Genomic DNA, 19967 nt, shown 5'->3' with positions numbered 1-19967 from the left:
CCCATGATCCTGACTGATCTGGTGGCCCACACCCTGCCCCGCCTGCAAGCCCTGACCGACGCGCAGGCCAGCGCCAAAGCTATGCCCGACGTGTGGAGCGCCAAAGAAGTGCTGGGCCACCTGATCGACAGCGGCGTGAACAACCACGCCCGTTTTGTGCGGGCCAGCGTGCAGGACGGCCTGGAGTTGCCCGGTTACGCCCAGAACGACTGGGTGACGGCGGGCGCTTACGGGGCGCGGGCCTGGGCCGATCTGGTGTCCCTGTGGGCGGCCTATCACCTCCAGTTGGCGCACGTCATCGCGCATCTGCCGCCGCCTTCGCTGGCCCATACCCTGCGTGTGGGTGGGGGAGAGGCCGTCACGCTGGGCTTCTTGACTGAGGATTTCGTGGCCCATCAGGTGCATCACCTGAATCAAATCTGGGAGCGCACGGGCGGATGACCTTGCCTGTTGGATACGTATTGCGCCCGGCTGTCCCTGCCGACGCCGCCCTGATCGCGGCCCAGCGGGCAGCCATGTTTGCTGATATGAACGTGGAATACAGCGAAGACACCGCGCAGTTTGCGCCTTGGGTGGAGGCGCGGCTTTCGGCAGGCACCTATCTGGGCTGGATCGTAGAACATGACGGTGTGGCTGTGGCAGGCGCGGGCCTGATGATTCTCGACTGGCCGCCGCACTTCATTGATCCGCAACCGCTCCGCAGTTATCTGCTGAACGTGTACACGCACCCTCAGCACCGGGGCCTGGGCCTGGCGCAACGGTTGACCCGGATGGCCCTGGAGGAAACGCGGCGGCGCGGCATCCGCATCATGAGCCTGCATGCCAGCGAGTTTGGGCGGCCTCTCTACGAGAAGCTGGGCTTTACGGCCACCAACGAAATGCGGATCGTGTTGGAGGCTGAGGCATGACATACACCCTGCGCCAGGTCACCCGCGCCGAAGTGCCGACGTTTCATACCGTGATGATGGCGGCGGGCATGGATGCCCGTTCGAGTTGGAGCCGTACCACCGTTGCCGATCTGGAGCACTCCCTGTTCGGCGTTGGCGCAGGCGGGTTATTGGCTTGGGCAGGCGCGGAAGCGGTGGGCTGCGTCGGCTTCCGCCCCGATGGTTCGCACACCCTGACACTGAATAAACTCGCCACGTTGCCCCAAGCACGCGGTCATGGCATCGGCGCGGCGCTGGTGCAGGCGGTGGAAGAGTTGGCCGTCCAGCAAGGTTACGGGCGTGTGCTGCTGGCCGTCTCGCAATTCAATTTAGATGTTATCCCTTTTTACGAACGGCTGGGATACAGGCAGGATTCGGCGGCGGTGTACGCACATGCCAGCCCGCAGAGTCCTGCGCCCGTGGTGTTGGTGAAAGCAGTGATGCCTATAACAACAGAGGTTCTTTTATGACCAATTCAACCCAATCAAAAAAGCTCTGGGGTGGCCGTTTTGCCGAAGCCACCGATGACCTCGTGGAGCTGTTCAACGCCTCTGTCGGCTTCGATCAGCGCCTGGCCGAGCAGGATATTCGCGGATCGCTGGCGCATGTGGCGATGCTGGGCAGCGTGGGCATTCTGGACGACACGGAAGTCGCGCAGATTACGAACGGCCTGAATACTGTGCTGGCCGACATTCGCACCGGGAATTTTGAATGGCGACTTGACCGCGAAGACGTGCATATGAACGTGGAAGCCGCGCTGCGTGACCGGATTGGCCCGGTGGCAGGCAAGCTGCACACCGCCCGCAGCCGCAACGATCAGGTGGCGGTGGATTTCCGGCTGTTTACCAAAGAGGCGGCGCTGGACTTGGCCGAAAAAACGCGGGCGCTGCGGGCCGTGATGCTTGCCGAGGCCGACAAGCATCTGGAAGCTGGGGTAATTTTGCCCGGCTACACGCATTTGCAGGTGGCTCAACCGATCTTGCTGGCGCACTGGTTTATGGCGTATGTGGCGATGCTGGAGCGCGATGAAGGGCGACTGCGCGACGCTGCCGAGCGCATGGACGAATCCCCGCTGGGCAGTTCGGCGCTGGCAGGCACGCCCTGGCCGATTGACCGCCACGCTACCGCCGCCGCCCTCGGGTTTGCCCGTCCCACCGCCAACTCTCTGGACGGCGTGGGCAGCCGAGATTTCGCGCTGGAATTCCTCAGCGCCTGCGCCATTCTCAGCGCCCATCTGTCGCGCCTGTCGGAAGAGTTGATCCTCTATTCCACCTTTGAATTCGGCTTTATTACACTGCCCGATTCCCACACCACGGGCAGCAGCATCATGCCCCAGAAGAAAAACCCGGATGTGTCCGAGTTGGCACGCGGCAAGGCGGGGCGCGTGTTCGGCAACCTGATGGGCCTGCTGACGGTGGTGAAAGGCACGCCGCTGGCCTACAACAAGGATTTGCAGGAAGACAAGGAGGGCGTCTTTGACAGCTACGACACCCTCAGCATCGTGCTGCGCCTGTATGCCGATATGATGCCCAAGACCGTCTGGCACGCTGAAAAAACTAAGGCGGCTGCAGCACGGGGCTACAGTACGGCAACCGATGTGGCCGACTATCTGGCCCGGCAGGGCGTCCCCTTCCGCGAGGCACATGAGGTGGTGGGCGGGTTGGTAGGCACTGCTTCCCGCTCAAATCGCCAACTCTGGGAACTGACTGACGCTGAATTGAAGGCCGCCCACCCGCTGCTGAATGCCGAAGTTGCCCAGAATCTGACCGTAGAAGAAAGCGTGAAAAACCGCGCCAGCTACGGCGGCACTGCCCCCCAGCGGGTGCGGGAAGCGATAGCCGATGCCAAGAAGAAGTTAGAGGGCTGATGATGGATGTGACGGTGAGGTTGGACGGCACGTTGCTGACCAAACGCCAGCAGGAATGGGCGCAACATTTGGCGAACCCGGCGAAGAATCCGCTCTTGCCTACCGCAGATGGCCGCCTGTCTGGTGATGGATTCACCCTCCAAAACGAACTCTGCGTGTACAGCCAACTCCAACCCCAATACGCCGAGGGCTTGCTGTATTCCGGCCTGATCGTGACCAAGCGCCCGTGTGCCACCGTATTCGATCTCACGCCAAAAGAAGCCGCTGCTACACACGAACTTCTTGCCAAAGTGAAAGCGCATCTGGATGCCACCGTACAGCCCGACGGCTACACAGTCGGCTGGAACGTGAACCCGGCGGGTGGGCAACACATCCCGCACGTACACCTGCACGTCATTCCCCGCTGGAATACCGACGCGGCGGCGGGCGTGGGCCTGCGCTGGTTTTTCCGGCAGGTGGCGAGCCAAGCACAGGAGCAGGAGCGACGACGAGGTTTAGCCGAAGCATCTGCCCCCGCCGCCCCCGTGCCCATCTCTGAACCTGAAGGAGTGCCCATGACTGCCACTGAACTGACTCCCACCCCCGCCGTACTTCTCCTGACCCAGCAGCACGTGAAGTTGCGCGAAGCCCTGCCCGCCGATTTTTCCGTGATTCTGGACTTGCTGACCCGCTGCGGCCTGCACACATCCAGCCTCACACCGGAAGGCAGCACCTACTGGATTGCCGACCTGAACGGCGTTCCCGGTGGCTGCATCGGCCTGGAGCATGGGCAGGGCGTGTGCCTGATCCGCTCCACTGCCGTGCTGCCCGAATCGCGTTCTCAGGGATTGGGCCGCGCCCTAGTCCGCAGCGCACTCACGCAGGCCAGTTTGCGCGGCGACCATACCGTGTATCTGTTCAGTCAGGAGGCGGGCGATTACTGGCGGCGCTTCGGCTTCGTGCCGACAGGCGGCGATGAGCTGTCGGCGGCCCTGCCCGACGCGCCACAGGTCAAAAGCGGCCTGTGCCGGGGCTGGATACACGAGGAGCAGGCGTGGAAGTTAGAACTGGTACAGCAGGAGAACGCGGGGCAGTGAAACAGGTGGCAAATGAGAGTCCTGTACGCACATGGGAGCGTTCCCAAACGGGCGCGGTGCGCTATGCTGTCGCCACGCAAAACCCAAGCGCCCCGGCTGCCCTGTTCGGCTCCCCCGACGCACCGTTCATTCCCTTAATTGGAGGCATTCACCATGACCGACTCATCTGTTCAAATTCGCCTCGCCAATGCCCAAGACAAAGAAACCATTGTGCGCGTGATGGAAGAAGCGGGCCTGAGCACCGAAGCGGCGCTGGCCGAAGGCACTACTTACTGGGTCGCGGAGCGCGGCGGGCAACCTGTAGGAGCCATTGGGCTGGAGCACGGCGACACGGCTTCCTTGCTGCGTGGAGCGGCGATTTTGCCCGCAGCGCGGGGCGGCGGGCTGGGCAGACGCCTGGTCATGAGCGCTGTGGAATATGCACAGGGACGGGGCGACCGGGCCATTTATATGTTCAGCAAGGGCGGCGACTGGGGCACCTTTGGGTTTACGCAGGTGCCGCTGGCCGTCGTTATGGGCGACCTGCCCAACGCGCCGCAAATTCAGGCCTACAAAGCCAAGAGCGAGCGCCCCGGCGGAACCACATGGATGCGGGCACTGGATACGGGCGCAAGCAAAGCGTAAGGGCGGGCGTAGTGGGTGGATCGTGGATCGTGGTTTGGTCTGAATCTTTCCCCACGGTTCACCCTCCTCGATCCAGTCTTGGGGGCCACCCATGACTCTGTCTCTGGACTCCATCGCCGTCCCCGACCTGCACCCCGATTCTCCCCTCAGCACCCGCAAGGCCCGCCTCAGCGACATAGACGCGATTCACGAACTGATCGGCTATTGGGCGGCGCGGGGGCTGATGCTGGTACGCTCGCGGGCTTTGCTGGCCGAAACGATCCGCGATTTTCACCTGTACTTGGCCGAACCGCATGCGGGTAACCCCGGCGGCTTGGCAGGGGTGTGCGGCCTGCATATGTTGGCCCCCGACTTGGCCGAGGTACGCGGGCTGGCCATTCATCCGGCCATGCAGGGGCGCGGGCTGGGCAAAAAATTGGTGGAAGCCTGCGAGCAGGAGGCGCGTGAAATTGCGTTGCCTGCCCTGTTCGCCTGGACTTATCAGCAGGGATTCTTTGAAAAATGCGGGTTTGTCCGGATAGACAAGACCAACCTGCATCCCAAAGTCTGGAGCGAATGCCAACGCTGCGCCTTCTTTGAAAATTGCAACGAGATTGCTATGTATAGGGAATTGGGTTGACGGAAGCTCTGGCCCAAAGCAAGTTGGGACAGCGAATTCGGCAGGAATTGCATGATCGGGCCAATCCTGCCCTTGCGGCAGGGATGTTTGCCTACATGAAAGGCGTCCAACCGTTTATGGGCGTGCAAACTCCGGCACGGCGCGAAGTGGTGCGGGCGGCGCTGAAGCTGGAGCCGGATCGCACGGCCCGTTTTACCGCTGTAACGGAATTGTGGGCAGGCCAATTTCGGGAAGAACGCTACACGGCGCTCGATGTTGTGGCCTTCAGTCGCCCCAGCCCCGCAGACCTGCCCTTTCTGGAAGGCCTGTTGCCCGCCACTGATCACTAGAATGTGCTGGATTCACTGTCACCGCTGCTGGCTGGAGCTTTTGCAAACACGGAGCAACGGCGAGAGCGAGTGGAATTGTGGCGGGTCAGCCCCCACCTCTGGACAAGGCGGGCGGCAGTACTGGCGCAACTGAAGGCCAAGAGGAACACCGATCAAGCCCTAATGGTAGATACCATCCGCGCCGTGCAGCACGAGCGCGAGTTTTTTATTCAGAAGGCCATCGGCTGGGCATTGCGCGAGTACGCCAAAACCGATCCGATGTGGGTGCGGGCCGCAGTAGATAACGCTGGGCCTGACCGGACTAGCGCGGCGGGAAGCCCTGAAGCATCTGGACTGACGGGAAAAGATATGCGCCTCCATTGGCCCCATGCCCCGGCTAAGATAAGGATTATGAAGAAAACTCTTTCACTCACATTGCTGCTTGCCGCCCTCGGTTCGGGGGCACAGGCTGCCACGCTTACCCAAAATATGCCTGCCGGGGCGCTCATGACGCTGGAAACCCAGAAAGCAGGCGGGGCCATAGACCGCCTGTTTGGTCTGGTGGGCCAAGTGATCGAAACCGTTGGTGAAGACTCTCCCGATATGGCCGACCTGACCGATACCCTCACCGGATTTCAGCAGATTATCAAAGGTTCGCTGGGGCAGGAAGGCGCGCTGGGCGTGTTTACCGTAGGCGCACCCGGCAAGCCGTTCGATCTGCATGTGCTGGCCGCCTCGCGCACCGATGAATTGTCTGACGAGATGTTGAGCGACATGTTGCCCGACAAGCCCGGCGCAACAGTCGGCCTCTATTCCTTCTCGCGTCAGGGCCGTATGTTCGTGGGGCAGTCTCGGGGCCTCGTGTACATGTCCAGCAACAAAACCCTGCTGATGAACTACCTGGGCCGCCTCAGCGGAAGCACCGCCCCTCGCCTGCTGAATTCTGCCGTTTATACCGCTCCTACCGCCGCGAAAGGCGAGCAGGAGCTGTCCTTCTTCGTCAACTTTTCAGCCGCCGCCAAAGTCGCCCGCAGCCAGTTATCACGGTTCTTCCTGCCGCGCCTGCTCTCGCCCATCGTGGACACCGTGGACACTCTGGGCCAATATTCAGCCGGATTGACCACCACGGCGGCGGGCCTGACCGGGCAATCGGCGCACGCGGTCAACCTGGACGGTAAAGACAAACCGCTGACCCGCATGCTGACCACCACCACCAATTTTGCCGTGCAGAACATCATTCCTGCCGATGTAGAAACAGTGGCCGTGACTGCCTGCGCCCCGGAAAGTAATGCCTACGCCGCCCGCTGGCTCAGCCGCATCGATCTGCTCGACCCGGTGGGCTTCCTGACCGACAGCCAACTCGCCAGCCACCTGGAGCGCTCGGCGAAGTACCTCGGGAGCGAGTGCGCCCAGGTTGCGCTAGACGGCGCGCAGGCCGCAGGCTTTGACGCCGCCAACCCCCTGAGTGCCCTGGATTACAGCGTTACCTATCAGCGCGTGTCCGATTTGTCTGCCGCCGAAGCACACATGCCCGAATATGCAGACGCCGTGAATACCGCGCTGGCAGGCTTGGCCAAAAGCCTCAGCGATCTGCTCAAGAACACGGATATGACCGATTTGCCCGGTATGGGCGACATGGGCGAGTTTTCTAGCGGGGCGCAGGCAGGTGCACTGGCCGCCGCGCTCGGCAGCGTGGACGACCTGACCGACCTGATCGGCGGCCTGAAGATGGTCTACAACTTCCGCGACGGCTACCTGATCACCGCTTACAGCCAGGAGGCGCTGGATGCCGCCCTGGCCGAAGACGCCCCCGTGCTGGCCGAAGACGCCGATTTTGTGGCCGCTGCCCTCAAGACTCAGGGTGGGGCAGGCTGGCAGTACGCCCGCAACCCAGAAGACGTGACCGAAGAACAGGTCATGGGCGTATTCACCAACGCCCTGCCAAAAGAGCAGATGGACAGCGAAATGGCGGGTATGTTCAAGCCTGTGAGCGCCGTCATGACCGACCTGATCAACCGCTACGGCGGCATGACGGCCCAGAGCAGTGTCAGCGGCAACCTGATCGTCAGCAAATCCAACGTCAACTTCAGCTGGTAAGCTCCTGGCGCCCAGACTGATCCCCTGACTAAACGACTTCGGCTTTCTTATTCATTTTGGATGCATTAAAATACGCCCCGGCGATGGGCGCGGTAAGCAAAAGAGGCTGTCCCGACTGCGTTTTGGTGGGGCAGCCTCTTTTTTGGAATGTATGAATACAACATCTTTAGGCGCGGAGTTGTGCCTCTTGCGGGTATCGCCCACTCGGATGCCCGCTATGATGCGGCACGCGCCATGAACTGCGTCCGGAGAGGCGCGAATGGAGGAGGCCAAGCATGAGTTTAATCAGCATGTTGAAAAAGGAACGGGCGATTTTAGCCCTGGAAGACGGCACCGTTTATCGGGGTTACGCCTACGGTCACCGGGGCGAAACGGTCGGCGAAGTGGTGTTCAATACCTCGATGACCGGGTATCAGGAAATCATGACCGACCCCAGCTACAACGGGCAAATCGTCACCATTACCTACCCACATGTGGGCAATTACGGCGTGGCGATTTACGACATGGAATCCAATAAGCCGTATGTGCGCGGCTTTATTTCCCGCGAGTTTTCCGGCACCTACAGCAACCACCGCGCCCAGCAATCCCTAGAGGCGTTTATGCAGCAGTACGGCGTCGTGTCCATTCAGGGCATCGATACGCGGGCGCTGGTGCGCCGGTTGCGTTCGGGCGGCGTGGTCAAGGGCGTTATTGCTCACCGCTCCTACACCCACCCCGAAGACTCTTACGGGGAATTTACGCCCGCCGAGGAGCAGGTGTATGTGCGCCGCGCCCAGGGCCATCAGGACATCGACGGCTTTGATATGACCCGCGAGGTCACCACCGCGCTGCCCTACGCCTTCCCCACGCTCCGCAGCGGCAAGCGCGTGGTGCTCATGGATTTCGGCATCAAGCACACCATCATCGAGCGGCTGGCCGAGGTGGGCATCGAACCCATCGTGGTTCCGGCCCACACCACCCCGGCACAGATCATGGCGCTCCAGCCACACGGCCTGTTCCTCAGCAACGGCCCCGGCGATCCCGCCCCCCTGGAATACGCCCACAAAGCCGCGTGGGAACTGATGGGCCTGCTGCCCACCTTCGGCATTTGCCTCGGCCACCAAATTTTGGGCCTCGCGGCAGGTGGCAAAACCTTCAAGATGAAATTTGGTCACCGGGGTGGCAATCAGCCAGTCAAAAACCTCCTGACCAATACCGTAGAGATTACTTCTCAGAATCATGGGTACGCCGTAGACCTCGACTCTATTCCCAACGGCGCGTTTGTGGCGACGCACATCAACCTGAACGACGGCACGCTGGAAGGCATGGCGCATACGCGCTACCCGGTGTTTTCGGTGCAGTACCACCCGGAAGCCAGCCCCGGCCCGCACGACAGCCGCTACCTGTTTAACCGGTTTATAGAGGAAATAGATTTGTTTGATGGGGGTAGTGGTACACCCGTCGCCAAGGCCTCTACAGGCCGTTTGGGGGTTTGACAACCCATCTCTTGACCGGGATGATACTTGTAGCTAGGAAGTAAAGTTTTTCGTGTTTTAGCGAAACTCATGCTTCACTCAAGAAAAACTCACCCACCCTAACTTCCTGTCGAGGGCGTGACAGGAATGTCAGAAACAAACAGCTATCGTTCGATGCGGTTTGTGAAGTTTCCGACATACAACTAGCTGTTCCGGAGCCATGAATCACCCAGCCTATACGGGCGCCTGCTGGGTGTGGAGCGAGTGGCGCGACCGATAGAACTGTGGATTTTTCCACACCTGTCGGTCTTTTTCGCTCCCCAGGAGGATTCCACCTTGAAACGCACTCTCGTTCTTATGCCCACCGTACTGCTTGGCCTCAGTGTTATGGCAGCCGCACAGACCCCAGCCAGCAGCGGCACCGTCAACAAAGTCATCAAGTTCGTCTTGGCTCAGGATCTGATCAAGATCAACACCGTAGACGGCAAAACCACTGAGCAAGTGGTGCTTGGCCCCAAAACGGTGTTGCCCAACGACATCTTGCGTGAAGAAGTAACCGTGACCAACATCAGTGGCAAGTCCCTGAATACCGTGTACGTGGGTATTCCTGTGCCCAAAGGCACCGAGTTCAGTGGGCAGGCCACGCCCGGCAACGAGCGTTGGAAGCTGCTGTACTCCATCGACAACGGCAAAACATATGCCGCCACGCCCACCCGCACGGTCACCGTGACCGAAAACGGCAAAAGCGTAACCAAGCAAGTCGCCGCTCCCACCAACATGTACACCAACGTGCGCTGGACGGTCGCCACCCTCAAGAAGGACGAATCGTTGAAGCTCAGCTTCCGCGTGAAAGTCAAATGAGTTCTGCTTCAACCATTTCGCTCTAATCGTCAAACAAGTTTTCAATCGTCAACTCATTTGTATACAGGCAAGTCACTAATTCCGAGCAGTAAACAGGAGAACACATGAAGAAGTCTTGGTCGTTCGTTTCCGTATTGGCAGCACTCGCTTTGGGTACCGCTTCCGCCGTTGGCACCACCGTGCCCGCCAATACCACCTTCAAAGTCGGAGCGTATGGAGTTGGACAGGACATCCGCATGACCTACCCAACAGGAGATGTTTTCCTCACCTCCGCTGCCGACACCGATGCTGGTGCCCTGAACAGTGGACGTGTGACGGTCAGTCCTGGAGCCTTTGTGCTGGTTCCTGATGCAAAATTTACGGTCTGTTTCCGCGCCACCATCGGCTAAACTCACTTCATTCAACCTCTTCATGGGCCGCCCTCTGTACTGGGGCGGCCCGCTTGCTGCCGGGCTTTAAGCTTCCTTGACCCTTTTGTGCGCTGAACGGAAACCCACAATTTCGGTTTGGGTCAGGCGACACACTGCCGCCTAAGGAGTTTGCCTGCCATGAGCGACCAACCCAGCCTGTTCGACGATGCTGCCGCCGCCCCCATAGCATCAACAGCCGCATCTGCCGTGACCTTGCCCGGCGACTGGGCCGACGTGCTGAAGGGTGAGACCAGCCAACCGTATTTTCAGAATCTCATGGCGTACGTGGCCCGTGAGCGCACAACTGCCACCATTTACCCGCCGTCCGGAGAGATGTTCACGGCGCTGAAGCTCACGCCGTACGCCGATGTAAAAGTGTTGGTGTTAGGCCAGGATCCCTATCACGGCGGCACTCCAGATGGACAGGGGCAGGCGCACGGCCTGAGCTTCAGCGTGCGGCCCGGTGTGCGCCCGCCGCCCAGCCTCGCCAATATTTACAAGGAACTGCAGGGCGACGTGGGCTTTCAGATTCCCAAACATGGCTCGCTGACGCCCTGGGCCGCACAGGGCGTGCTGCTGCTAAACGCCGTGTTGACCGTGCGGGCCGGAGAACCCAACAGCCACGCCGGGCAGGGCTGGGAAAAGTTTACCGACGCAATTATCCGTGCCGTGAATGCCAAGCCGGAGCGTGTGGTGTTTGTGCTGTGGGGCGCGTATGCCCGCAAAAAGACCAAACTGATTACGGGGCAGCAGCACACCATTCTGGAGAGCGCCCACCCCAGCCCGCTCAGTGTGACCAAATTTATGGGCAGCAAGCCCTTTTCGCGGGCGAATGCGGCGCTACAAGAAGCTGGTCAGACGCCCATTCAGTGGCAATTGCCCATGCAGGCCGAAGCAGTGCAGACGGAAGGCTAAGAATGCCCGGACGCACCGAACTGCTCCAAGACGAATACCTGCGGCGCGAGGGCCACGATCCGAAAGCCTTTGCTTACGCCTTTCCTGATGGCGACCCGTATACCGACCCGGACGGCCTGGCCCGCATTGCCGCGCTGGCTGTACCGCCTGCCTATACCGATGTGTACGTATCGCCCGATCCGGACGCCGAATTGCAGGCCTTTGGCCGCGACGCTGCCGGACGGCTGCAATACCGCTATCACCCTGATTTTGTACAGATCGGGGCGCTGAAAAAATGGCAACGCCTAACCCGTTTTGCCGGAGCGCTGCCCACCCTGCGGGCCGTGACCACCACTGACCTGCGCCTCAGCGGGTTGCCGCCACGCAAGGTCATGGCCCTGATGAGCCGGGTGCTGCATGTGGCCCGTTTCCGGGTGGGCAGTGACGCCTACGCCCGCGACCACAAAACCTACGGCCTGAGTACGCTGAGGCAAAAGCATGTGCAGGTGCAGGGCAGCACCGTGACCTTTCATTTTCGCGGCAAACACGGGGTCACGCAGCACAAAGCCACCCAAGACCGCACACTGGCCGCCAACATAGAGCGCCTGCTGCAATTGCCGGGGCCGTGGCTGTTTCAGGGCGTGCAGGACGACACCCGCATCCGCATCCGCGCCCCTGCCCTCAATTCTTATTTGCGGGAAGTGATCGGTCCGTTTACCGCCAAGGACTTCCGAACGTGGGGCGGAACTCTGCTGGCCGCCGAATATCTGGCCGAAGCGGGCGCACCGGAAAGCGAACGCGCCGCCCGCAAAACCCTCGTGGAATGCGTGGAAGTTGTGGCCGCCGACTTGGGCAACACGCCCGCCGTGACGCGGGGCAGCTACATTTGCCCTGTCATTTTTGACCGCTACCTGGAGGGCAAGGTGCTGGACGACTACGAACCCCGCGCCGCCAAACTGCCCCCGGAACTGGACGGCCTGACCCGCAGCGAGGTGGCGCTGAAGCGATTGCTGGAGAGTGAAAAGGCGTTGCGTGGGCGGCGAAAGAAGGTGGATTAAGTCCGAATCAAATCCCGTCCCAATTCCCCCACGTTCACCTTGCCGCATAGCGCCATCGCCAGTCGCAGTTCCTCATTCAGCAACGTCAGGGTACGGGCCACACCTACTTCCCCACCTGCCGCCAAACCCCACAGCGCAGCGCGGCCCAAAAAGACGCCCTGTGCGCCGAGGGCCAATGCTTTCAGCACATCCGTTCCACGGGTCACGCCGCCGTCCAGATAAATCTCTGTGCGGCCTGCCACCGCGTCCACTACTTCAGGAAGTGCTTCTATGGCACTGACGGCCGTATCCAGTTGCCGCCCGCCGTGATTGCTGACCCAGACATGGCAGCCGTGCTGGGCGGCCAATTGAGCGTCTTCGGCGGTCAGAATACCCTTCAGCACAATCGGCAAGGAGGTCACGCCGCGCAGCCAGGCCAGGTCGTTCCAGGTCACGGTTTTGTCTACAAGTCCCTGAAAATAGTTGACCAGTTGCGACCCTGTGCCTGTTTCTACTCCGGCCAATTCTTGCCGTGTTCCGGCGTTGGGCACGCCCAGATGGGGCGGGAGGGCAAAACGGTTCCGCTCGTTGGGTTCGCGGCGACCCAAAAACGGCGCGTCTACGGTCAGCACCAACGCCCGTGCTCCGGCAGCTTCGGCCCGCTGCACCACTTCAGCGCTAATTTCACGCTGGCGGTAGAGGTACAACTGGAACCAAAAACCTGTGCTGGCCTGCTGTGCCACCGCCTCAATCGGAGTGTTGGAAAAGGTGCTGAGGGTCATGACCGTGCCCGCCGCCGCCGCGCCGCGTGCCGTGCCCAGTTCGGCGTCATGGTGTGCCAGACCATGAAAGGCGCTGGGGGCAACAGCAATCGGCATTTGCACGGGCAGGCCCAGCAGCGTGGTTCGGGTGTCCACGTTCGACACGTCGACCAACATGCGCGGCCGAAGTTTCAGGCGGCGAAAGCCTTCGCGGTTTTCCCGCAGCGTTACCTCGTCGTTTGCGCCGCTGGCGTAGTATTCCAGCGCGTTCTGATCCAGCGCGGCGCGGCCCAGCGCCTCTATTTCGGCCAGATTCACGGTCTGTTCCAGCGTCGGTTGTAATACCTGTAATGCACCCAGCAGCGTGGTCATGGCTTACCATCGGCTTCCCGACTTCTTTAAGTCAAGGGGCGCCCGACTTCGTAGCCTCGCTGACGGCATTTGCCCCCACCCCGGCGCAAGCTGAGCCATGTTGCGTTCTCCGAAACCCGTTGTTGCCCGTGCAGGCCAGGAAAGCGTCTGGGCCTACCCGCGCCCGCCCCGCCTGGAGCGTACCCCCAAACGCATAGAAATCGTGTTGGGAGGCATTGTTATTGCCGACACCACCCAGGCCTACCGGGTTCTGGAAACCAGTCATCCCCCTGGCTATTACCTGCCCCGCGCCACCTTTTTGCCCGGTGTGCTGCACGAGGCGCACGGCGCAAGCTCTTGCGAATGGAAGGGCGAGGCGGCCTACTGGACGCTCTCGGCAGGCGGAAAAACAGTGGCCCGCGCAGGCTGGAGCTATGAGCGGCCCACGCCTGCTTTTGCTGCTATTGCTGGCTTTGTGGCCGTGTACGCGGGCCAAATGGACGAATGCCGCGTAGACGGCGAGCGCGTGACGCCGCAGCCGGGCGGGTTTTATGGCGGCTGGATCACGCCAGATGTGGTGGGGCCGTTTAAGGGCGGGCCGGGGTCTATGGGCTGGTAGGCTTTGCGCTCTGCGATTTAATTTTGTCTTTTCGGCATGCTTCCAAGCTTTCCCCCACCTCCAAGTGGGTCAGGGGAGGTTTGTCGTTGCACTAGGGTCTGTAGGCCAAGGGTTGAAATTTGAGGGAATGAGCGTATCTTTTCGTGCTGTGGCGCGAAGAAATCACGGATGAACAGTGGCAACGTCTGGAACCCCTCCTCCCAGCCCGCTTCGGTCTGGGACGTCCTTATTTAGAGCATCGACCCATCGTCAGTGGCATCCTCTGGGTCCTCAGAACAGGTGCGCCGTGGCGCGACGTCCCAGAGCGCTTCGGCAAATGGACCACGATCGCCAGTCGGTTCCGTCGCTGGACTGCCAAAGGCCTTTGGCAGCAGGTCTGGGCCGAATTGCAACGCCAGGCTGACCGGAAAGGTCAGCTTGACTGGTCAATGCATTTTGTCGATGGCACTGTAGTTCGAGCACATCCATGTGCTGCAGGCGCACGTGGAGGCCAAGCCGAAGAAGCTCTGGGAAGATCCCGGGGTGGCTTCAGCACCAAGATCCATCTACGTGCAGAAGGGCACGGAAAGCCCATGGCGTTCGTCCTGAGTGGTGGAGAACGGCATGAATCCAAATACCTACAACCTCTGCTGGAGAAGGTGCTGTGGTACGCGCCGGACGGGGCCGCCGCGGATTCGTCCTGATCGCATCGTGGGCGATCAAGGCTACAGCTACACCACTGTTCGGAAGTATCTGCACAGCCGTGGCATTCGAGTCACGATTCCCAGGCGTAAAGACCAGGGTTCTGATCTGTGCTTCGATCCTGCTGTCTACAAAGAGCGGAACAAAGTGGAGCGCCTGGTCAACCGCTTCAAACACTTTCGCAGGATCGCGACTCGTTATGACAAACGGGCCCGGAGTTATCAAGCATGGCTCCAAGTGGCGGCGATCCTCTTGTGGCTCTGAGATGTGGAGAGCTTGACTGCACCTTCAGTAGCCTGAAAAATTCGGCCGAAGTCTGTCATCGTCAACGCCATGGGTTGTGATCTACACGAGCATTTTGAGGTTCGAAAAGACGACGGCTGGAAAAGAATTCAGGTGCTCCCAGATCTGGACTGGGACACGGCCACTCCGGAACAGGAAGAAGCCTACTGGCGCTTGCCGCTGTTTATCGGTCGCGATTACGATCTCTTTGCGATCCTGGGTGGTGTGCGGAACCGAATGAATGTGCGCCCGATCTCCCCGTGCCGTGGGATCCCAGACGACGTGAGTGATGAAGTTCGCGATGCTTGGCGGGCAGCACAGCACTATCCAGAGGTGCACAGTCCATCGTGGCTTTCCCTGCACGAGCTGTTGACGTTTGATTGGGATCCGCCTCTCGTGCGCTTGGAGCCCATTGCTGATCAAGACGCACGAGAGGCTCGGCCGGAGATGGTGACCTACCGTGATGCAGTTGCAGACACGAGGTTTGTGACCGAAGGTTTGACGCAGCTTCAAGCGTTCGTGGACGATCCCCACGATTTGCGAATGGTGTTCTGGTTTGACAGCTGACACAGCTGATGATCCAAACGCAACCCAAAGACGGAGGCGTATCCCTGCCCCTTGGCCTACAGACCCTAGGCAGGATTGATCTTGTCGCATTCAGGCTCGGCTTGTTCGTTCACCTGAAGCGGAATTGCCAGTCGTCTTGAAGCTGGAATTGGCCCGCGCGTTGCATGCACCTTGGGGCCTTACACGCAGAGGGGTGGGAACGATGTGGGTCTGTTTTCTCCCTCTCCCCTTGCGGGGGAGTGAGCGCCAGCGATTGCCCTTGACCTTCCTTCGACTCTAGACCCTTCGACCCTACCATTCTGCAAGCTGCCCTCCCCGCCCGCCCTTGATAACCTGACCCTATGACGGCTTCTGATGATCGCATTCGCTCCAAACTGACGGCGCTGGTCCCTGCGCTGCGGCATTTCCATTCGGCGCTGCTGGACTTTGCCAAAGGTGAATACGAGTTCCTGAACGGGCCAGTCGGCGGCCCTTTCGCGCTGTATTCGCTGGTCATGAATCACCCTTCTTTTCAATGGTTGCGCCCCCTGTCGGGATTTATGGCGACGCTGGATGAGGTGCTGGACGCCAAAGGCACGCCCATGACCGAACGCAATGTGGCCGATGCAAAGCAGGCGCTGGGGCTCCTCTTTTCCGATACTGACACCCGCTTTGCTGACTTCCGGGCAGGCTACTTGCGGGCCAAGAACGACAACCGCGTGCGTGAAACAGAGGCGCGGTGGCGCGAAATCTTGACTTCTCTGGAGGCGTGATGTGCGCCTGATCGTGGGCCTCGGCAATCCCGGCACGCAGTACGCCCGCACCCGGCACAACGTGGGCTGGCTGGTGCTGGATGAACTGGGGCGGCGTTGGGGAGCCACCTGGCGCAAAGAGAAAGACGCAGAATTGGCCGAAATTCGTTTGGGGCCTGCACCCGGAACCAAAGTGCTGCTGGTGCGCCCGCTGACCTTTATGAATGCATCGGGCAAAGCTGTGGCCCCGTTGATGTCCTTTTACAAGTTGGAGCCGGATGCACTGTTGGCCGTTCAGGACGACCTCGACAGCCCGTTTGGACTTCTAAAGTTTCGCCCCAGCGGGCGGCATGGCGGCCAGAACGGGATTCGTGACCTGATCCGTGTGCTGGGCACCGAAGCCTTTCCACGCCTGAAGATCGGCATTTCGCGGCCCCCGGCTGGCTGGGATCCCGCCGACTGGGTGCTGAGCCGCTGGCGCGACGAAGAAGCCGATACGCTGGCCGAACTGATCCGACTGGGGGCCAACGCCGCCGAAGTCTGGACGCAACACGGGTTGAAAGAAGGCCAGGCGCAATACAACGGCACCGATCTGAGGCCCAAGCCAGAGCCAATCAAAGTGGAGCCGGTCAAAGTGAATGCGGGGCAGGTTGAACCGGAGAAGGCGGCAGCGGTGAGAGTGGTGTCGGAGAGTTAGGCGCAGAGTCTCTCTCCTGTTCTGATTTAGTTTCCTTGCCCTCGCAACACAACAAAACTACCCTTGATCTGCCCTTAGATCCTAGACCCTTAGACCGCCCCCGCAACATTCCCGCCCCCAATCGCGTATAGGAGCCGTATGGAACTACTCACTGGACTCCTTTCTTCGCTGGGCCTCTCCGGGGCGGCGGGCCTGAATGCCTATATTCCGCTGCTGGTCGTGGGCCTGCTCTCGCGCTTTGGCGTGCTGGAACTGTCGCAGCCCTTTGATCTGTTGGGCAATGTGTGGGTGCTGGTCGGCGTGGGCGTCATCGGGTTGCTGGACTTTGTGGGCGACAAGATTCCCGGCGTAGATCACGTGCTGCACCTGTTCGGCGGCGTGGTCAATGCCGCGGCGGGGGCCATCCTGTTCGCGTCTCAGGCGGGCGTGGCCGATGTGCCCCCGACCCTGAGCCTCGCACTTGGCCTGATTGTGGCGGGCGGTGTGCAGGCCACGCGCACGGTCATGCGCCCAGTAGCCACAGCAACCACGGGCGGCCTCGCCAATCCGGTCATCAGCACCGCCGAAGATGGGGCCAGTCTGACCATCAGCGTGCTGGCGATCTTCGCCCCGGTGCTGGCGGTCTTGGGCTTGGCGGGCGTGCTGGTGGTTGCCTACCGCCTCTGGGCGCGGGTGCGGGGCCGCCGGATTTTGTAAATATCGCCGTACACTGTGAGCAGTCAACAGGGGAACAGTCAGCAGAGGAGAGGAGCCATTACGGGGCCTCTCCCTTTTTCGTGCTGGCATTCGCTGCTGCACCGATACTTATCAATCGTTTGGCGGCAAAATGTTCACTATTTTGGCGACGGATTGGCAGGTCATCTTCATGTTTGATTCTCTTTCTGGACAACTTGTGCAAACTGACCGCCATAATCTAGCTGAATGTTCATATTTCCGTTGACAAGTTGCACAGACTTGCTCACACTGAACCCATGCAGGGATGCACCGAGCCAACATTGACGGCCTGCAAATTGAGCAGTGCAAAGGAGACGCCATGAAACTAGTCACGGCGGTTGTGCGCCCCGAGCGGGTGCAACAGGTCAAGGAAGCTTTATTTCAAGCTGGAATCAGCGGAATCACCCTCAGCCGGGTCAGTGGGCACGGCGGCGAGCAGGAAGTTGTAGAGCATTACCGGGGTACCCGCGTGATGGTGGAATTCCGCGACAAAGTGGAGTTCCGGATGGCTGTCTCTGAACCCTTTGTGCAGGCGGCCATAGACGCCATTTGCCGGGGTGCACGCACAGGCGAAGTGGGCGACGGCAAGATTTTTGTGCAGACCCTTGACCGGGTGGTGCGGATTCGTACGGGCGAAGAAGACAGCGCCGCCCTGACGCCCGTCACCGAAAAGAAACTGACGCCGACGTTTTAAGCGGCACTAAGTACGCCCCCAACCCCGGAGGGAGAGACATGACGAACCTGAACAAGACCCTGCCCACCCTGCTGCTGCTCGGCGGCGCGGCCCTCGCACAAACGGCCACCCCCGAACTGAATACGGGCGACACCGCCTGGCTGCTGATCGCCTCGGCCCTCGTGCTGCTGATGACGCCCGGACTGGCCTTCTTTTACGGCGGCCTCACCCGTGCCCAGAGCGTCCTGAACACCATGATGATGAGCTTCGTTGCCATTGGCTTGGTGGCCGTGCTGTGGACACTGGCCGGATACACCATCGCGTTTGGTTCCGGTGGCAACGCCTTCTTCGGTGGGTTTTCTAACCTTGGCTTAGAAGGCCTCAAAGACCAACTCAGCGGCACTATTCCCACCTTCGTATTCGCCGCATTTCAGGGCATGTTCGCCATTATTGCTCTGGCCCTGATTTCCGGCGCAGTCGTGGAGCGCATGCGTTTCGGTGCGTACCTGCTGTTTGGCGGCCTCTGGAGTCTGTTTATTTACGCGCCGCTGGCCCACATGGTCTGGAGCAGTGACGGCTGGCTGTTTAAAGACGGCGCACTGGACTTTGCAGGCGGCACCGTGGTTCACATCGCTGCTGGCGTGAGTGCGTTGGTCGCGGCGTTCGTGGTCGGCCCCCGCATCGGGTATGGCCGCACCGCCCACATTCCCCACAACGTGCCGTTTGTCCTGCTGGGCGCGGGCCTGCTGTGGTTCGGCTGGATGGGTTTCAATGCTGGCTCGGCCCTCGCCGCCAACCAGACCGCCGGACTCGCCTTTATTACCACCCTCATCGCTCCTGCCGCCGCCATGTTGGGCTGGCTGGTCTGGGAAAGCGCCCGCAACGGCAAGCCCACTGCCGTCGGTGCCGCCACCGGCCTGGTCGTCGGTTTGGTCGCCATCACGCCCGCCTGCGCCTTCGTCACCCCGTGGGCCGCCATCGTTATCGGGTTGCTGGCCGCCACTGCTTCTTACTGGGCCGTGCAGCTCAAGTCCAGCCTCAAGGCCGACGACGCCCTAGACGTGTTCGCCTGTCACGGCGTGGCCGGAATCGTGGGCGCACTGCTGACCGGAGCGCTGGCGTGGACAACCGGCAGCGGCAAGCCTTTTGCCGAGCAGATGGGTACCCAGTTCGTGGCCGTCTTGTTTACGGTGGTCTTTACAGGCCTCGGCACCTTCTTGCTGCTTAAGTTGGTCAGCCTGATCATGCCGCTGCGGATTCCTGCCAGCCAGGAAATTACGGGCATCGACATCAGCGCCCACAGCGAGCAGGGCTACAGCGAAAGCGAAACTGGCCTCGGCGCACCTGTCTTCGTCGGCGGCGACTGAACCCTGCCCCGTATCTAAGCTTGCTCCATACCTGAGCATCCTTTCGCCCTAACGCCTCCTCTCCCCCAAATCCGAACTTCCACGTTTAGCCCGCCACTGACCGCATCCCCAGTGGCGGGCGCTGCTGTGCCTGCTGTCTGGAGGCTGGTGGGAAGCCTTATGGATGCTGGGGCGCAACCGTAGTCAACCTGACGGTACTTTTTGCCAGTCGTCTTATCAAGTTGCCTTCACCGGGACGCATGCCCCCTCAGTGCAATTGGAGGCGTGTGTTAGGATGCTTGCTGAGTCTGACGTCATTCTAAGGGTCGGGCCACCACAGCTCCAGGCCCCTTTCATGCCATCGTTTTTAGG

20 protein-coding genes and 2 pseudogenes are annotated in these 19967 nt (G+C 60.7%); 21 read left to right on the top strand and 1 reads right to left on the bottom strand.

The window, feature by feature from the left end; genetic code table 11:
- The first annotated feature begins 3 nt into the window (after positions 1-3).
- The 13 genes and pseudogenes from M1R55_RS05095 (at position 4) to M1R55_RS05035 (ending at position 12194) form a co-directional block, all read left to right on the top strand.
- Positions 4-441 carry a DinB family protein gene (locus M1R55_RS05095; RefSeq protein WP_249393629.1) on the top strand — a complete coding sequence of 146 codons (438 nt, stop codon included), beginning with the start codon at positions 4-6 and terminating at the stop codon, positions 439-441.
- Positions 438-908: a GNAT family N-acetyltransferase gene (locus tag M1R55_RS05090; protein ID WP_249393628.1), complete on the top strand. Its 471-nt coding sequence runs from the start codon at positions 438-440 to the stop codon at positions 906-908. The genes M1R55_RS05095 and M1R55_RS05090 overlap by 4 nt, the downstream gene beginning before the upstream one ends.
- Positions 905-1396 carry a GNAT family N-acetyltransferase gene (locus M1R55_RS05085; protein WP_249393627.1) on the top strand — a complete coding sequence of 164 codons (492 nt, stop codon included), beginning with the start codon at positions 905-907 and terminating at the stop codon, positions 1394-1396. The genes M1R55_RS05090 and M1R55_RS05085 overlap by 4 nt, the downstream gene beginning before the upstream one ends.
- Positions 1393-2793, top strand: a complete 1401-nt coding sequence (gene argH, locus M1R55_RS05080; RefSeq protein WP_249393626.1) for an argininosuccinate lyase — start codon at positions 1393-1395, stop codon at positions 2791-2793. Before M1R55_RS05085 ends, argH begins: the two co-directional genes overlap by 4 nt.
- Positions 2793-3869, top strand: coding sequence for a GNAT family N-acetyltransferase (locus M1R55_RS05075; protein ID WP_249393625.1), 1077 nt, complete (start codon positions 2793-2795; stop codon positions 3867-3869). The genes argH and M1R55_RS05075 overlap by 1 nt, the downstream gene beginning before the upstream one ends.
- A gap of 153 nt (positions 3870-4022) precedes the next feature.
- Positions 4023-4493, top strand: a complete 471-nt coding sequence (locus M1R55_RS05070) for a GNAT family N-acetyltransferase (protein WP_064013775.1) — start codon at positions 4023-4025, stop codon at positions 4491-4493.
- A gap of 91 nt (positions 4494-4584) precedes the next feature.
- On the top strand, positions 4585-5112 hold the full coding sequence (locus M1R55_RS05065) for an N-acetyltransferase (protein ID WP_249393624.1): 528 nt from the start codon (positions 4585-4587) through the stop codon (positions 5110-5112).
- Between the two features lie 83 nt (positions 5113-5195).
- Positions 5196-7517, top strand: a pseudogene (locus M1R55_RS05060) (DNA alkylation repair protein).
- 290 nt (positions 7518-7807) lie between these two features.
- A complete protein-coding gene (carA, locus tag M1R55_RS05055; protein ID WP_249394137.1) occupies positions 7808-8992 on the top strand; it encodes a glutamine-hydrolyzing carbamoyl-phosphate synthase small subunit in 1185 nt (394 codons plus the stop codon).
- Positions 8993-9328: 336 nt separating this feature from the next.
- The gene (locus M1R55_RS05050) at positions 9329-9832 is read left to right on the top strand and encodes a hypothetical protein (RefSeq protein WP_249393623.1); all 504 of its coding nucleotides are present in this window, start codon (positions 9329-9331) and stop codon (positions 9830-9832) included.
- 104 nt (positions 9833-9936) lie between these two features.
- Positions 9937-10221 carry a hypothetical protein gene (locus M1R55_RS05045; protein WP_249393622.1) on the top strand — a complete coding sequence of 95 codons (285 nt, stop codon included), beginning with the start codon at positions 9937-9939 and terminating at the stop codon, positions 10219-10221.
- Positions 10222-10380: 159 nt separating this feature from the next.
- Positions 10381-11157 carry a uracil-DNA glycosylase gene (ung, locus tag M1R55_RS05040; protein ID WP_249393621.1) on the top strand — a complete coding sequence of 259 codons (777 nt, stop codon included), beginning with the start codon at positions 10381-10383 and terminating at the stop codon, positions 11155-11157.
- A gap of 2 nt (positions 11158-11159) precedes the next feature.
- A complete protein-coding gene (locus M1R55_RS05035; RefSeq protein WP_249393620.1) occupies positions 11160-12194 on the top strand; it encodes a DNA topoisomerase IB in 1035 nt (344 codons plus the stop codon).
- Here the strand turns inward: M1R55_RS05035 and M1R55_RS05030 are convergent.
- Positions 12191-13306: an alpha-hydroxy acid oxidase gene (locus tag M1R55_RS05030; RefSeq protein ID WP_249393619.1), complete on the bottom strand. Its 1116-nt coding sequence runs from the start codon at positions 13304-13306 to the stop codon at positions 12191-12193. The genes M1R55_RS05035 and M1R55_RS05030 overlap by 4 nt on opposite strands.
- Positions 13307-13403: 97 nt before the next feature.
- On the opposite strand from M1R55_RS05030, the gene M1R55_RS05025 reads away from it, so the two are divergent.
- The 8 genes and pseudogenes from M1R55_RS05025 (at position 13404) to M1R55_RS04990 (ending at position 19616) form a co-directional block, all read left to right on the top strand.
- Complete coding sequence (locus M1R55_RS05025) at positions 13404-13904, top strand: DUF427 domain-containing protein (protein ID WP_249393618.1); 501 nt, start codon at positions 13404-13406, stop codon at positions 13902-13904.
- Between the two features lie 146 nt (positions 13905-14050).
- Positions 14051-14849: pseudogene (locus M1R55_RS05020) on the top strand (IS5 family transposase).
- Positions 14850-14918: 69 nt separating this feature from the next.
- Positions 14919-15434 carry a hypothetical protein gene (locus M1R55_RS05015; protein WP_249393617.1) on the top strand — a complete coding sequence of 172 codons (516 nt, stop codon included), beginning with the start codon at positions 14919-14921 and terminating at the stop codon, positions 15432-15434.
- Positions 15435-15775: 341 nt separating this feature from the next.
- Positions 15776-16186: a hypothetical protein gene (locus M1R55_RS05010; protein ID WP_249393616.1), complete on the top strand. Its 411-nt coding sequence runs from the start codon at positions 15776-15778 to the stop codon at positions 16184-16186.
- 1 nt (position 16187) lies between these two features.
- Positions 16188-16862, top strand: a complete 675-nt coding sequence (gene pth / locus M1R55_RS05005; protein ID WP_249393615.1) for an aminoacyl-tRNA hydrolase — start codon at positions 16188-16190, stop codon at positions 16860-16862.
- Positions 16863-17000: 138 nt separating this feature from the next.
- Positions 17001-17558 (top strand): DUF4126 domain-containing protein, encoded by a 558-nt coding sequence (locus tag M1R55_RS05000; RefSeq protein ID WP_249393614.1) that lies wholly within the window; start codon positions 17001-17003, stop codon positions 17556-17558.
- Positions 17559-17895: 337 nt separating this feature from the next.
- Entirely contained in the window at positions 17896-18270 is a 375-nt protein-coding gene (locus tag M1R55_RS04995; RefSeq protein WP_249393613.1) for a P-II family nitrogen regulator, read from the top strand.
- Positions 18271-18308: 38 nt separating this feature from the next.
- The gene (locus M1R55_RS04990; protein ID WP_249393612.1) at positions 18309-19616 is read left to right on the top strand and encodes an ammonium transporter; all 1308 of its coding nucleotides are present in this window, start codon (positions 18309-18311) and stop codon (positions 19614-19616) included.
- The last annotated feature ends 351 nt before the right edge of the window (positions 19617-19967 follow it).

Source organism: Deinococcus sp. QL22, assembly GCF_023370075.1.
Taxonomy (GTDB): domain Bacteria; phylum Deinococcota; class Deinococci; order Deinococcales; family Deinococcaceae; genus Deinococcus.
Note: the sequence above shows the minus strand (reverse complement) of the source record. Positions and strands in the feature narration are given on the sequence as shown.

Coding starts and splice junctions, on each gene's coding strand:
- M1R55_RS05050 (WP_249393623.1), top strand. CDS start 9,329: ATGCCCACCGTACTGCTTGGCCTCAGTGTTATGGCAGCCGCACAGACC.
- M1R55_RS05025 (WP_249393618.1), top strand. CDS start 13,404: ATGTTGCGTTCTCCGAAACCCGTTGTTGCCCGTGCAGGCCAGGAAAGC.
- M1R55_RS05030 (WP_249393619.1), bottom strand. CDS start 13,306: ATGACCACGCTGCTGGGTGCATTACAGGTATTACAACCGACGCTGGAA.
- carA (WP_249394137.1), top strand. CDS start 7,808: ATGTTGAAAAAGGAACGGGCGATTTTAGCCCTGGAAGACGGCACCGTT.
- M1R55_RS05010 (WP_249393616.1), top strand. CDS start 15,776: ATGACGGCTTCTGATGATCGCATTCGCTCCAAACTGACGGCGCTGGTC.
- ung (WP_249393621.1), top strand. CDS start 10,381: ATGAGCGACCAACCCAGCCTGTTCGACGATGCTGCCGCCGCCCCCATA.
- M1R55_RS05000 (WP_249393614.1), top strand. CDS start 17,001: ATGGAACTACTCACTGGACTCCTTTCTTCGCTGGGCCTCTCCGGGGCG.
- M1R55_RS04995 (WP_249393613.1), top strand. CDS start 17,896: ATGAAACTAGTCACGGCGGTTGTGCGCCCCGAGCGGGTGCAACAGGTC.
- M1R55_RS05090 (WP_249393628.1), top strand. CDS start 438: ATGACCTTGCCTGTTGGATACGTATTGCGCCCGGCTGTCCCTGCCGAC.
- M1R55_RS05045 (WP_249393622.1), top strand. CDS start 9,937: ATGAAGAAGTCTTGGTCGTTCGTTTCCGTATTGGCAGCACTCGCTTTG.
- M1R55_RS05075 (WP_249393625.1), top strand. CDS start 2,793: ATGATGGATGTGACGGTGAGGTTGGACGGCACGTTGCTGACCAAACGC.
- argH (WP_249393626.1), top strand. CDS start 1,393: ATGACCAATTCAACCCAATCAAAAAAGCTCTGGGGTGGCCGTTTTGCC.
- M1R55_RS05015 (WP_249393617.1), top strand. CDS start 14,919: ATGGGTTGTGATCTACACGAGCATTTTGAGGTTCGAAAAGACGACGGC.
- M1R55_RS05070 (WP_064013775.1), top strand. CDS start 4,023: ATGACCGACTCATCTGTTCAAATTCGCCTCGCCAATGCCCAAGACAAA.
- M1R55_RS05035 (WP_249393620.1), top strand. CDS start 11,160: ATGCCCGGACGCACCGAACTGCTCCAAGACGAATACCTGCGGCGCGAG.
- M1R55_RS05085 (WP_249393627.1), top strand. CDS start 905: ATGACATACACCCTGCGCCAGGTCACCCGCGCCGAAGTGCCGACGTTT.
- M1R55_RS04990 (WP_249393612.1), top strand. CDS start 18,309: ATGACGAACCTGAACAAGACCCTGCCCACCCTGCTGCTGCTCGGCGGC.
- M1R55_RS05095 (WP_249393629.1), top strand. CDS start 4: ATGATCCTGACTGATCTGGTGGCCCACACCCTGCCCCGCCTGCAAGCC.
- M1R55_RS05065 (WP_249393624.1), top strand. CDS start 4,585: ATGACTCTGTCTCTGGACTCCATCGCCGTCCCCGACCTGCACCCCGAT.